The organism is Escherichia sp. S10b, from assembly GCF_028421345.1.
Classification (GTDB): Bacteria; Pseudomonadota; Gammaproteobacteria; order Enterobacterales; family Enterobacteriaceae; genus ECMA0423.
This window is the reverse complement of record NZ_JAHZSO010000038.1, coordinates 1-12,383: the sequence shown is the minus strand read 5'-3', so window position 1 is coordinate 12,383 and position 12,383 is coordinate 1. Positions and strand designations below refer to the sequence as shown.

The window sequence follows — 12,383 nt, the reverse complement described above, 5'->3', positions numbered from 1 at the left end:
CCAAGGCCCGATACGGCATGCGGACTGCAGGCAGAGAAAACTGGCCGATTTTCTCTGCACTGGAGGGATAATACAAGGCCTGATTGGCATAGCGCATCAGGCAGTATTGCATTTATCAGCAGTCTGAATTTTAACCCTCTGGCGACTTTACAGTACCTTACGCTATACTAGCCACTGAAAATGCCGGTTCACTTTCTTCGAATCGGCTTTCAATGTGTATTTCACACAAATTAATCAACTTCCCCTTCCGAGGATCTGGCCTGAAAGGTCGGATAAGATATGTTAAACAGTATTTTAGTCATACTCTGTTTGATCGCTGTAAGTGCGTTCTTCTCGATGTCCGAGATCTCGCTTGCCGCCTCACGCAAAATCAAACTTAAACTGCTGGCTGATGAAGGCAATATAAATGCCCAACGCGTTCTGAATATGCAGGAAAATCCCGGCATGTTCTTTACCGTGGTCCAAATCGGTCTGAACGCAGTGGCGATTCTCGGCGGTATCGTCGGTGATGCGGCATTTTCTCCAGCTTTTCACAGCCTGTTCTCCCGCTATATGTCGGCAGAACTCTCTGAGCAACTGAGCTTTATTCTCTCTTTCTCGTTAGTGACTGGCATGTTTATCCTGTTTGCGGATTTAACCCCGAAACGCATCGGTATGATTGCGCCAGAAGCGGTGGCTTTGCGTATCATCAACCCGATGCGCTTCTGCCTGTACGTTTGCACCCCGCTGGTGTGGTTCTTCAACGGACTGGCGAACATAATCTTCCGTATTTTCAAACTGCCAATGGTACGTAAAGATGACATCACTTCTGATGACATCTACGCGGTAGTGGAAGCCGGTGCGCTGGCAGGCGTGTTACGTAAACAGGAACACGAGCTGATTGAAAACGTCTTTGAGCTGGAATCCCGTACCGTTCCGTCTTCAATGACACCGCGTGAAAACGTGATTTGGTTTGATCTCCACGAAGATGAGCAAAGCCTGAAGAATAAGGTGGCGGAACATCCGCACTCTAAGTTCCTCGTCTGTAATGAAGATATTGACCACATCATCGGTTATGTCGATTCTAAAGACCTGCTGAACCGCGTGCTGGCTAACCAAAGCCTGGCACTGAACAGCGGCGTACAAATTCGCAACACGCTGATTGTGCCGGATACGTTAACCCTTTCAGAGGCGTTGGAAAGTTTTAAAACCGCAGGTGAAGACTTCGCGGTGATCATGAACGAGTACGCGCTGGTGGTGGGGATCATCACCCTCAACGACGTGATGACCACGCTGATGGGCGATCTGGTCGGTCAGGGGCTGGAAGAGCAGATTGTCGCCCGTGATGAGAACTCATGGCTGATTGACGGCGGCACCCCAATTGACGACGTCATGCGCGTGCTGGATATTGACGAGTTCCCGCAGTCGGGCAACTACGAAACCATCGGCGGCTTTATGATGTTTATGCTGCGTAAGATCCCGAAACGCACCGATTCGGTGAAATTCGCCGGCTACAAATTTGAAGTGGTGGATATCGATAACTACCGCATCGACCAGCTGCTGGTGACCCGGATCGACAGCAAGGCCACCGCCCTTTCGCCAAAACTGCCTGACGCTAAAGATAAAGAAGAAAGCGTCGCGTAACCCCCAGAAACATCAACGGCTCCTGAATCAGGAGCCGTCTTATTACTGCATAGCACTTTGGTTAAGCCATCTCTGTTTGCAGACGCATAACCTGACGGTTAACTTCGGACATCACTGACAAATGCAGCTTATCCTTCACTTTTGGGATAAGAATCTTACCCTTATCAAATTCAAAAGCGCCAACGTCCTTGATGTATAACCGTCCACGGAACAGGATCTTTACGTACTTCGCCACCTGAAGTGGGTTGTACCGTTGGAAAATTTTCATTGTTATCTCCTGCTGAGTATTACGCCTGTGCGGTGCCACAATCGGCCCAACTATTATGAGGCGCAAATTTTAATGCTTAGTGACTATAGACTATCCGGGCAATGTTTCCACCGCGTATAACTTTTTTTACCTAAAGGTTACAATTATTCAGAATTATCTTTTTACCGAAGCGCGGTCTTCAGTATAAGCATTCATTTTTCATATGATTTGTGCGCTTGACCGCAAACTGGCATCACACTTGCGGGAAATTCGATAAATAGCACATATGATTAAAACTCAGACCCAAGTGGTCGGATCACCTGCATATCATAAGAAGGAAACACCATGACCCTACGCAAGATTCTGGCACTCACCTGCCTGCTGTTGCCGATGATGGCTTCCGCACATCAGTTCGAAACCGGTCAGCGAGTGCCGCCGATTGGCATCACCGATCGTGGCGAGTTGGTGCTTGATAAAGATCAGTTTAGCTACAAAACCTGGAACAGCGCGCAGTTAGTGGGAAAAGTGCGAGTACTGCAACATATTGCTGGTCGCACCTCTGCAAAAGAGAAAAACGCGACGCTGATTGAAGCGATTAAATCAGCGAAGTTACCGCACGATCGTTACCAGACCACCACCATTGTTAACACCGACGACGCAATTCCGGGTTCCGGCATGTTTGTGCGCAGCAGTCTGGAGAGTAATAAAAAGCTTTATCCCTGGTCGCAGTTTATTGTTGATAGCAATGGCGTCGCACGCGGTGCCTGGCAGCTGGATGAAAAAAGTTCCGCTGTAGTGGTGCTGGATAAAGACGGTCGCGTGCAATGGGCCAAAGACGGGGCGCTTACTCAGGAAGAGGTGCAGCAAGTGATGGACCTGCTGCATAAATTAATTAATAAATAGACACTCTGAACCCAGGATTCAGGAACGACTCGCGCGGAGTGTAATCCAGCGGTTTACCCTGCCAGTCGTGAACGTGCGCTCCGGCAGCTGCAGCCACAGCATGTCCAGCGGCGGTGTCCCAAATATTCGTTGGTCCGAAGCGCGGGTACAGCTGCGCCTGTCCTTCCGCCACCAGGCAGAATTTCAGCGAAGAGCCGATGGACGTGGTCTGATGTTCGCCAAGCTGTTGCAGATACTCTTTCAGCTCCGCATCTGCATGGGAACGGCTGATAACCACCAGCGGCGGGCGCGCATCGCGGACCTGAATCTGCTTGCGCACACCGCACTCTTCTTTCCAGGCCTTGCCTTCTGCCGCGCTGTACATTACGTTCATTACCGGCGCATACACCACACCTAAAATCGGTTTGCCATGGTCAATGAGCGCAATGTTAACGGTGAATTCGCCATTGCGTTTAATAAACTCTTTAGTACCATCCAGCGGGTCTACCAGCCAGTAACGCTGCCAGTGCTGACGGACTTCCCAACCGGGAGGATCTTCTTCAGAAAGGACCGGAATATCCGGTGTCAGCGTACGTAAACCGTCCATGATAACGGTGTGTGCGGCAATATCCGCTGCCGTTACCGGAGAATTGTCCGCTTTGCTGACGACGTCCATCGGTTTCGTCCCGTCGTAGACCTGCATAATGGCATCGCCTGCATTCCGTGCAAGCTGGCATACTTGATCTAACATTTCTCCACCTCGTCTCTGTGAGCGGTGTTAACTTATTGTTTTACTTATACCCTATCGTTAATGAATGCGCCAACTGTGATAGTGTCATCATTTTCAAAGCGTAAAATTGTGGCATTCTTCACTGTTCTATAAGTAAGACGTTTATTCTCCCTTTTCTTTCGTATTCCCGATAATAAAAGGATGTCCCTGATGATTAAGTTTAGCGCAACGCTCCTGGCCACGCTGATTGCCGCCAGTGTGAATGCAGCGACGGTCGATCTGCGTATCATGGAAACCACTGATCTGCATAGCAACATGATGGATTTCGATTATTACAAAGACACCGCCACGGAAAAGTTCGGACTGGTACGCACCGCAAGCCTGATTAACGATGCCCGCAATGAAGTCAAAAATAGCGTGCTGGTGGATAACGGCGACTTGATCCAGGGAAGTCCGCTGGCCGATTACATGTCGGCGAAAGGATTAAAAGCCGGAGATATTCACCCGGTCTATAAGGCATTAAATACGCTGGACTATACCGTCGGCACGCTTGGCAACCACGAGTTTAACTACGGTCTGGATTACCTGAAAAATGCGTTGGCAGGAGCGAAATTCCCTTATGTAAATGCCAACGTCATTGACGCAAAAACCAAACAGCCCATGTTTACACCGTATTTAATTAAAGACACCGAAGTGGTCGATAAAGACGGAAAAAAACAGACGTTAAAGATTGGCTATATTGGCGTCGTGCCGCCGCAGATTATGGGGTGGGATAAAGCCAATTTGTCCGGCAAAGTCACCGTTAACGATATAACAGAAACTGTGCGCAAATACGTGCCTGAAATGCGTGAGAAAGGTGCCGATCTCGTTGTCGTTCTGGCGCATTCCGGGCTGTCTGCCGATCCGTATAAAGTGATGGCGGAAAACTCAGTTTATTATCTCAGTGAAATTCCGGGTGTTGACGCCATTATGTTTGGCCATGCTCACGCCGTTTTCCCAAGTAAAGATTTTGCTGATATCGAAGGAGCTGATATCGCGAAAGGCACGCTGAATGGTGTTCCGGCGGTAATGCCAGGCATGTGGGGCGATCATCTTGGTGTGGTCGACTTACAACTCAGTAATGACAGCGGTAAATGGCAGGTGACGCAGGCGAAAGCGGAAGCACGACCGATTTACGACATCGCTAATAAAAAATCCCTCGCGGCGGAAGACAGCAAGCTGGTAGAAACACTCAAAGCCGATCACGATGCCACACGCCAGTTCGTCAGCAAGCCAATCGGTAAATCTGCCGACAATATGTATAGCTATCTGGCACTGGTGCAGGACGATCCGACCGTGCAGGTGGTGAACAACGCGCAAAAAGCGTATGTCGAGCATTACATTCAGAGCGATCCGGATCTGGCAAAACTGCCAGTGCTTTCAGCTGCCGCACCGTTTAAAGTTGGTGGTCGCAAAAATGACCCGGCAAGCTATGTGGAGGTGGAAAAAGGCCAGTTGACCTTCCGTAATGCCGCCGATCTTTATCTCTACCCCAATACGCTGATTGTGGTGAAAGCCAGCGGTAAAGAGGTGAAAGAGTGGCTGGAATGCTCTGCCGGACAGTTTAACCAGATTGATCCTAACAGCACGAAACCACAGTCACTCATTAACTGGGATGGTTTCCGCACTTATAACTTTGATGTGATTGATGGTGTGAATTATCAGATTGATGTTACCCAACCCGCCCGTTATGACGGCGAGTGCCAGATGATTAATGCCAATGCGGAAAGGATTAAGAACCTGACCTTTAACGGCAAGCCGATTGATCCGAACGCCATGTTCCTCGTTGCCACCAATAACTATCGCGCTTACGGCGGCAAATTTGCCGGTACGGGCGACAGCCATATCGCTTTTGCTTCACCGGATGAGAACCGCTCGGTGCTGGCAGCGTGGATTGCTGATGAGTCGAAACGTGCGGGGGAAATTCACCCGGCGGCAGATAACAACTGGCGTTTAGCACCGATAGCCGGCGATAAGAAACTGGATATTCGTTTCGAAACCTCTCCATCAGATAAAGCCGCGGCGTTTATTAAAGAGAAAGGGCAATATCCGATGAATAAAGTCGCGACCGATGATATCGGGTTTGCGATTTATCAGGTGGATTTGAGTAAGTAAAACACTTCTTTTTCGGCCTATAAATCATCAACCGCATCCGGCATTTATTGGCGGATGCGATGCTGGCGCATCTTATCCGCCCTACAAGCCATGCACCGTAGACCAGATAAGCTCAGCGCATCCGGCAGTTATGCCGCACGTTCATCCCGCACCGCCAACACCTCGGGCAAATTCAACTCAATCCAGTCCGCCAGTGCAGCAACCTTTTCGCTCACCTGCTCGCCCAGCGGCGTGAGGCTGTATTCCACATGCGGCGGCACCACCGGATACGCGATACGGTTAAGAAAACCATCCTGTTCTAACGCCTGTAACGACTGCGCAAGCATCTTTTCACTCACCCCACCGATTTTGCGCCGCAGGTCGCTAAAGCGATGAGTACCTTCGCGTAGCGCCACCAGAATCAATACCCCCCAACGGCTGGTGACGTGTTTCAACACCTCGCGCGACGGGCACTGTTCCGCAAAGAGATTACCCTCTTTCAGTTGTTGCGACAGGCTAACCTGACTCATTTCATACTTACCTTTTTGTACGTACTTACTAAAAGTAAGTTTAGGTGTTAGCGTATTTAAACACAAGACAAAACGATGGAGACTTCCCATGATCGCTATTACTGGTGCCACTGGCCAACTTGGTCACTATGTTATTGAATCCTTGATGAAAACGGTTCCTGCCAGCCAAATAGTGGCTATCGTTCGTAATCCGGCAAAAGCCCAGGCCCTGGCAGCACAAGGCATTACCGTGCGTCAGGCTGACTACGGCGATGAAGCCGCACTGACATCTGCACTTCAGGGAGTGGAAAAACTACTGCTGATCTCTTCCAGCGAAGTGGGTCAACGTGCCCCGCAGCATCGTAATGTTATTAATGCCGCAAAGGCGGCTGGCGTGAAATTTATCGCTTATACCAGCCTGCTACATGCAGATACCTCCCCGCTCAGCCTCGCCGATGAGCACATCGAGACGGAGAAAATGCTGGCTGATTCTGGCATCGTTTACACCCTGCTGCGCAACGGCTGGTACACCGAAAACTACCTCGCCAGCGCCCCGGCAGCACTGGAACACGGCGTATTTATCGGTGCGGCGGGCGATGGCAAAATCGCCTCAGCAACGCGGGCAGATTATGCGGCAGCTGCGGCACGCGTGATTAGCGAAGCCGGTCACGAAGGCAAGGTTTACGAACTGGCGGGCGATAGTGCCTGGACGTTGACACAGTTAGCGGCAGAGCTGACCAAACAGAGCGGAAAATCCGTTACCTATCAAAATCTGAGCGAAGCCGATTTCGCCGCGGCACTGAAAAGCGTCGGACTGCCCGACGGACTGGCGGATATGCTGGCGGATTCTGACGTTGGCGCATCGAAAGGTGGTCTGTTTGATAACAGCAAAACGCTTAGCAAATTGATTGGCCGCCCAACGACAACGTTAGCCGAAAGCGTAAGCCATCTTTTTAATGTTAATAACTAGTTAATTAAAGTGGCATCCTCCCGCATCCTCTCTAATAATGACGGGATGCCGGGAGCAATCATGTCTGCTTCCTGAACTTTCTTCTGACAGACCAATGGATGCCAGTAATGATTAGCGGCGTGCTGTACGCCCTGTTAGCAGGGTTGATGTGGGGGCTTATTTTTGTCGGGCCGTTGATCGTACCGGAATACCCGGCGATGTTGCAGTCGATGGGGCGTTATCTGGCGTTAGGGTTAATTGCGCTGCCCATTGCCTGGCTGGGACGCGTGCGTCTGCGTCAGTTGGCGCGTCGGGACTGGCTTACCGCCTTGATGCTCACTATGATGGGCAACCTCATTTATTACTTCTGCCTTGCCAGTGCCATTCAACGTACTGGCGCGCCTGTTTCCACGATGATTATCGGCACCCTGCCGGTGGTCATTCCTGTCTTTGCCAATCTGCTTTATAGCCAGCGCGACGGCAAACTCGCGTGGGGAAAACTCGCCCCGGCACTGATTTGTATTGGCATCGGGCTGGCGAGTGTGAATATTGCTGAGTTAAACCACGGACTCCCCGATTTTGACTGGGCACGTTATACCTCTGGCATCGTGCTAGCGTTAGTTTCCGTGGTCTGCTGGGCATGGTATGCCCTGCGCAACGCCCGCTGGCTGCGGGAAAATCCCGACAAACATCCGATGATGTGGGCGACGGCGCAGGCGCTGGTCACGCTGCCGGTTTCTCTCATCGGCTATCTCGTCGCCTGTTACTGGCTGAATATACAAACGCCGGACTTCTCCTTACCTTTTGGCCCCCGTCCGCTGGTGTTTATTAGTCTGATGGTTGCGATAGCCGTGCTTTGCTCATGGGTTGGCGCACTCTGCTGGAACGTCGCCAGCCAGCGATTACCGACAGTGATTCTCGGGCCGCTGATTGTTTTCGAAACGCTGGCAGGTTTGCTGTACACCTTTTTACTCCGCCAGCAAATGCCGCCGCTAATGACGCTGAGCGGTATCGCGCTGTTAGTGATTGGCGTAGTCATTGCGGTCAGAGCAAAACCAGAAAAACCTTTAACTGAATCTGTCTCAGAAAGTTGACACGCTGGCAGTGAGTTAAATAAGCCTCTGCTACGTAAGGGTTATAGCTTTTGCCTTAAAGATGCATTTAAAATACATCTTATCTTATTAAGAATGAGGTATCAGCTATGGCTTATCGCGACCAACCTTTAGGTGAACTGGCGCTCTCTATCCCTCGCGCTTCGGCTCTGTTTCGTAAATATGATATGGATTACTGCTGTGGCGGTAAGCAGACGCTGGCGCGCGCGGCGGCACGTAAAGAACTGGATGTTGAGGTCATTGAAGCTGAACTGGCAAAGCTTGCTGAACAACCGATTGAGAAAGACTGGCGTAGCGCCCCGCTGGCAGAAATCATTGACCATATCATCGTGCGCTACCACGATCGTCACCGCGAGCAGCTGCCGGAGCTGATCCTGCAAGCGACTAAAGTCGAGCGCGTTCACGCCGACAAACCGAGCGTGCCAAAAGGGCTGACAAAATACCTGACTATGCTGCATGAAGAGCTTTCCAGCCACATGATGAAAGAAGAGCAGATCCTCTTCCCGATGATCAAACAAGGCATGGGCAGCCAGGCAATGGGACCAATCAGCGTGATGGAAAGCGAGCACGATGAAGCGGGCGAACTGCTGGAAGTGATCAAACACACTACCAATAACGTCACACCGCCGCCAGAAGCCTGCACCACCTGGAAAGCGATGTATAACGGCATTAATGAACTGATTGATGACCTGATGGATCACATCAGCCTGGAAAACAATGTACTGTTCCCACGCGCGCTGGCGGGTGAGTAATCTAAAAGCTGGATGGCATTGCGCCATCCAGCATGATAATGCGGTTATTTCCGCAGTTCAGCAGCCCGCTTCTTACCAATAAACAACCAGCCCAGCCCCAGTGCGATAAACCACAGCGGGGTGACCAACAGCGCCTGGCGAGTGTCATCTTCCAGTGTCAGCAACACGACCACGAACACAAAGAACGCCATACATACCCAGCACATCAGCTTGCCGAGCGGCATCTTATAGATCGACTTCTCATGCAGATGAGGACGCTGTTTGCGGTACACCAGGTACGAGCAAAGGATAATCGTCCAGACGAACATAAACAGAATCGCGGAAACGGTCGTGATCATCGTGAACGCGCCAATCACGCTGGGATTCACATACAGCATCACCACGCCGCCGAGCAGACAGATACACGAGAAGGTCAACCCTTTCGCGGGTACTGCGCGCTTAGAAAGTTTAGCGAACGCTTTCGGTGCCACACCTTCCTGCGCCAGACCAAACAGCATACGGCTGGTAGAGAAGACGCCGCTGTTAGCGGAAGACGCCGCAGAGGTCAGCACCACAAAGTTGATCACGCTGGCAGCCGCAGGCAAACCTACCAACACAAACAGTTCAACAAACGGGCTCTTCTCCGGGACTACCGAACTCCACGGCGTCACGGACATAATCACAATCAGCGCGAAGACGTAGAACATAATGATACGGATCGGAATGGAGTTAATCGCGCGTGGCAGTGATTTCTCCGGATCTTTGGTTTCCGCAGCTGTTGTACCTACCAGCTCAATCCCCACGAAAGCGAAAACCGCTATCTGGAATCCGGCAAAGAAGCCACTTAAACCTTTCGGGAACCAGCCGCCGTCATTCCACAAATGCGCGAATGACGCTTCCACACCGGTCGGTGACTGAAAGTGCATCGCCACCATGACCAGGCCGACGACAATCAGCGACACGATGGCGACGATTTTGATCATCGCAAACCAGAACTCCATCTCACCGAACATTTTCACGGTGGCAAGGTTGAGCGTCAGCAGCAGCACTATCACCGCCAGCGAGGCGACCCAGTCGGAGAGATCGGGGAACCAGAACTGAGCATAAGCCGTGATCGCCACCACGTCTGCCATACCGGTTACAACCCAGCAGAACCAGTAGGTCCAGCCGGTGAAATATCCTGCCCACGGCCCGAGTAAATCGGAAGCGAAGTCACTAAAAGATTTGTATTCCAGATTCGAAAGCAGCAATTCCCCCATTGCCCGCATCACGAAAAAGAGCATAAAACCAATGATCATATAAACGAAAATGATCGACGGCCCGGCAAGGCTAATCGTTTTGCCGGACCCCATAAACAACCCCGTACCAATGGCACCGCCAATGGCAATAAGCTGAATATGTCGGTTTGTGAGATTGCGCCGTAGCGACTGTTCAGCCGGAGCCTGATCATCGGCAACGACTTTTACCTGATCTACCATGTTTTTTTCTTCCTGTACCTGTCTGTGTTGTTCAGGCTCTACGGCCTTTAGTCAGTCTATGATACGACGAATCTGTATCGGGACTCATCGATATTAGGTAACAATACGCGGGATGAATACTAAGATTTAGATCTAATGTTAATTTTATGTTTAAAGTGAGTGTCATATCACGGTGATAACGCGAAACAGCTCACAAAAATACACGCTTACGGGGTCTTTGCAACACAAAATAGCGCCGTTTGGCAAACTGAAGGGTTTATTGCTGAATGCCTGCTCCCCTCTGGTTCGAGGGGAACAGAATGCGCTGCTTAGAGAATTTCCAGCAGTTCGACTTCAAACACCAGGGTACTGAACGGAGGGATGGATGCGCCTGCGCCGCGCTCGCCATATGCCAGTTCCTGCGGGATAGTCAGTTCCCATTTAGAACCTACCGGCATCAGAGTCAGTGCTTCAATCCAGCCAGGGATCACGCCATTAACCGGAAATTCAGCGGGTTCACCACGAGCAACGGAGCTGTCAAACACGGTGCCGTCGATCAGTTTACCGGTGTAATGAACACGAACGCGGTCGGTACGTGCCGGAATTGCGCCTTCACCCTGGTTGATCACGCGGAATTGCAGGCCAGATTCGGTGCTATTCACACCTTCTTTTTTGGCGTTTTCTTCCAGGTATTTCACACCTTCAGCAGCCATCGCCTGGAAACGCTGACGACGAACGGCATCGGCGCGCTCGTGGATTTCACGCAGCGCGCGATGCACCACATCAACCGGAACAGCCGGATGTTTGCCTTCCAGCGCATCGGCAATACCTGCAACCAGTGCTTCTGGCAGCAGCCCTTCCAGGCCAGATTCACTCAGTTGTTGCCCTACCTGCAAACCAATGCCGTAGCTTGCTTGCGCTTCGATGGTGTCAAAAGTTGGGGTGGTCATCGTATTTCCTTTCTTAGGGTATAAAAGTAGCGGGCAGCATATCAGCCACACTTCTTTGGGTAAAACTTTGTCGCAGGAATGATGACAAATCCCGGGGAAAAAGAAACAATAGCAATATCCCGTATGAATATAATAAAGGCGGGTTTACCACGGACATCATAGCGTTAGCTTATTCATAGGCTATGATTGAGGAACAAGACGCGGAGCAGGAGGAAACCATGCCCGGGCGCTTTGAACTAAAACCAACCCTGGAGAAAGTCTGGCACGCGCCGGACAATTTTCGCTTCATGGACCCGCTGCCGCCGATGCATCGTCGGGGGATCATTATTGCCGCCATTGTATTGGTGGTCGGATTTCTGCTTCCATCTGATGATACGCCCAACGCGCCGGTGGTGACGCGTGAAGCGCAGTTAGATATTCAGTCGCAATCACAACCGCCGACAGAAGAACAGCTGCGGGCGCAATTAGTCACCCCACAAAATGATCCTGATCAGGTGGCTCCGGTCGCTCCAGAACCTATACAGGAAGGCCAGCCAGAAGAGCAGCCGCAAACTACCCAAACGCAACCATTCCAGCCAGATAGCGGAATTGATAATCAATGGCGCTCTTACCGTGTCGAACCCGGTAAAACGATGGCGCAGCTGTTCCGCGACCACGGACTGCCCGCTACCGATGTCTATGCAATGGCGCAGGTAGAAGGCGCGGGTAAGCCGCTGAGTAATTTGCAAAACGGGCAAATGGTGAAAATCCGCCAGAACGCCAGCGGCGTGGTGACGGGCTTAACCATTGATACGGGGAATAATCAACAGGTCCTGTTTACCCGCCAGCCGGATGGCAGTTTTATTCGTGCGCGGTAGATGAAGGGTCAACCAAAAGCCAGCTAAGGATTGTCTCTTTGATGACCTTACGTCTGGCTTCCAGTGCCTGGGGGGAAACCATACTGATATGTTGACATCCTCCACGCCCTGAAGGACGTGGATCCCTGCTTCGTTCAGGCTGTCGCCTGAATCATTTCGGTGGGTTCCTGCTTCAACGAGCGGCCTGACTGCACCATCTCTCC

The 12,383-nt window shown here is 51.2% G+C and carries 13 protein-coding genes and 1 pseudogene; 7 read left to right on the top strand and 7 right to left on the bottom strand.

Annotated elements, in window-relative coordinates:
* The first annotated feature begins 279 nt into the window (after positions 1–279).
* The gene (locus tag FTE26_RS03410; protein WP_000935036.1) at positions 280–1,623 is read left to right on the top strand and encodes a hemolysin family protein; all 1,344 of its coding nucleotides are present in this window, start codon (positions 280–282) and stop codon (positions 1,621–1,623) included.
* A 61-nt stretch (positions 1,624–1,684) separates the two neighbouring features.
* On the opposite strand, the gene FTE26_RS03405 is transcribed toward FTE26_RS03410, so the two are convergent.
* Positions 1,685–1,891: a DUF1107 domain-containing protein gene (locus tag FTE26_RS03405; protein WP_000689228.1), complete on the bottom strand. Its 207-nt coding sequence runs from the start codon at positions 1,889–1,891 to the stop codon at positions 1,685–1,687.
* Between the two features lie 324 nt (positions 1,892–2,215).
* Here FTE26_RS03405 and FTE26_RS03400 point away from each other — a divergent pair, with 324 nt between their 5' ends.
* Entirely contained in the window at positions 2,216–2,773 is a 558-nt protein-coding gene (locus FTE26_RS03400; RefSeq protein ID WP_000175289.1) for a YtfJ family protein, read from the top strand.
* Here the strand turns inward: FTE26_RS03400 and cysQ are convergent.
* Positions 2,763–3,503 (bottom strand): 3'(2'),5'-bisphosphate nucleotidase CysQ, encoded by a 741-nt coding sequence (cysQ, locus tag FTE26_RS03395; protein WP_000886909.1) that lies wholly within the window; start codon positions 3,501–3,503, stop codon positions 2,763–2,765. The two genes, FTE26_RS03400 and cysQ, sit on opposite strands and share 11 nt — an antisense overlap.
* Positions 3,504–3,692: 189 nt before the next feature.
* On the opposite strand from cysQ, the gene cpdB reads away from it, so the two are divergent.
* A complete protein-coding gene (gene cpdB, locus FTE26_RS03390; protein ID WP_000589416.1) occupies positions 3,693–5,636 on the top strand; it encodes a 2',3'-cyclic-nucleotide 2'-phosphodiesterase in 1,944 nt (647 codons plus the stop codon).
* Between the two features lie 128 nt (positions 5,637–5,764).
* Here cpdB and FTE26_RS03385 read toward each other — a convergent pair whose 3' ends face one another.
* Positions 5,765–6,145, bottom strand: coding sequence for a winged helix-turn-helix transcriptional regulator (locus FTE26_RS03385; RefSeq protein WP_000084622.1), 381 nt, complete (start codon positions 6,143–6,145; stop codon positions 5,765–5,767).
* An 88-nt stretch (positions 6,146–6,233) separates the two neighbouring features.
* On the opposite strand from FTE26_RS03385, the gene qorB reads away from it, so the two are divergent.
* From qorB to ytfE, 3 genes are all read left to right on the top strand, one after another.
* Entirely contained in the window at positions 6,234–7,094 is an 861-nt protein-coding gene (gene qorB / locus FTE26_RS03380) for an NAD(P)H:quinone oxidoreductase (RefSeq protein WP_000560564.1), read from the top strand.
* 107 nt (positions 7,095–7,201) lie between these two features.
* On the top strand, positions 7,202–8,167 hold the full coding sequence (locus tag FTE26_RS03375) for a DMT family transporter (RefSeq protein ID WP_001296686.1): 966 nt from the start codon (positions 7,202–7,204) through the stop codon (positions 8,165–8,167).
* A 107-nt stretch (positions 8,168–8,274) separates the two neighbouring features.
* On the top strand, positions 8,275–8,937 hold the full coding sequence (gene ytfE / locus FTE26_RS03370; protein ID WP_000331456.1) for an iron-sulfur cluster repair protein YtfE: 663 nt from the start codon (positions 8,275–8,277) through the stop codon (positions 8,935–8,937).
* Positions 8,938–8,981: 44 nt separating this feature from the next.
* Here ytfE and cycA read toward each other — a convergent pair whose 3' ends face one another.
* Both cycA and fklB read right to left on the bottom strand, forming a co-directional pair.
* Positions 8,982–10,394 carry a D-serine/D-alanine/glycine transporter gene (gene cycA, locus FTE26_RS03365; protein ID WP_000228346.1) on the bottom strand — a complete coding sequence of 471 codons (1,413 nt, stop codon included), beginning with the start codon at positions 10,392–10,394 and terminating at the stop codon, positions 8,982–8,984.
* A 308-nt stretch (positions 10,395–10,702) separates the two neighbouring features.
* Positions 10,703–11,323 carry an FKBP-type peptidyl-prolyl cis-trans isomerase gene (gene fklB / locus FTE26_RS03360; RefSeq protein WP_000211225.1) on the bottom strand — a complete coding sequence of 207 codons (621 nt, stop codon included), beginning with the start codon at positions 11,321–11,323 and terminating at the stop codon, positions 10,703–10,705.
* Positions 11,324–11,541: 218 nt separating this feature from the next.
* Between fklB and ytfB the strand changes: the two genes are divergently transcribed.
* Positions 11,542–12,180, top strand: coding sequence for a cell division protein YtfB (gene ytfB, locus FTE26_RS03355; RefSeq protein WP_001119478.1), 639 nt, complete (start codon positions 11,542–11,544; stop codon positions 12,178–12,180).
* On the opposite strand, the pseudogene FTE26_RS03350 reads toward ytfB, so the two are convergent.
* Positions 12,164–12,271 (bottom strand): annotated as a pseudogene (locus tag FTE26_RS03350) (TetR/AcrR family transcriptional regulator); the annotation flags it as partial. The gene ytfB and the pseudogene FTE26_RS03350 sit on opposite strands and share 17 nt — an antisense overlap.
* A 43-nt stretch (positions 12,272–12,314) precedes the next feature.
* A partial coding sequence (locus tag FTE26_RS03345) for a hypothetical protein (RefSeq protein ID WP_244468892.1) occupies positions 12,315–12,383 on the bottom strand: 69 nt, incomplete at its 5' end.

Bases quoted from the DNA above. Each gene is read 5' to 3' on its own strand.
- FTE26_RS03410 (WP_000935036.1), top strand. From the start codon at position 280: ATGTTAAACAGTATTTTAGTCATACTCTGTTTGATCGCTGTAAGTGCG.
- FTE26_RS03405 (WP_000689228.1), bottom strand. From the start codon at position 1,891: ATGAAAATTTTCCAACGGTACAACCCACTTCAGGTGGCGAAGTACGTA.
- FTE26_RS03400 (WP_000175289.1), top strand. From the start codon at position 2,216: ATGACCCTACGCAAGATTCTGGCACTCACCTGCCTGCTGTTGCCGATG.
- cysQ (WP_000886909.1), bottom strand. From the start codon at position 3,503: ATGTTAGATCAAGTATGCCAGCTTGCACGGAATGCAGGCGATGCCATT.
- cpdB (WP_000589416.1), top strand. From the start codon at position 3,693: ATGATTAAGTTTAGCGCAACGCTCCTGGCCACGCTGATTGCCGCCAGT.
- FTE26_RS03385 (WP_000084622.1), bottom strand. From the start codon at position 6,145: ATGAGTCAGGTTAGCCTGTCGCAACAACTGAAAGAGGGTAATCTCTTT.
- qorB (WP_000560564.1), top strand. From the start codon at position 6,234: ATGATCGCTATTACTGGTGCCACTGGCCAACTTGGTCACTATGTTATT.
- FTE26_RS03375 (WP_001296686.1), top strand. From the start codon at position 7,202: ATGATTAGCGGCGTGCTGTACGCCCTGTTAGCAGGGTTGATGTGGGGG.
- ytfE (WP_000331456.1), top strand. From the start codon at position 8,275: ATGGCTTATCGCGACCAACCTTTAGGTGAACTGGCGCTCTCTATCCCT.
- cycA (WP_000228346.1), bottom strand. From the start codon at position 10,394: ATGGTAGATCAGGTAAAAGTCGTTGCCGATGATCAGGCTCCGGCTGAA.
- fklB (WP_000211225.1), bottom strand. From the start codon at position 11,323: ATGACCACCCCAACTTTTGACACCATCGAAGCGCAAGCAAGCTACGGC.
- ytfB (WP_001119478.1), top strand. From the start codon at position 11,542: ATGCCCGGGCGCTTTGAACTAAAACCAACCCTGGAGAAAGTCTGGCAC.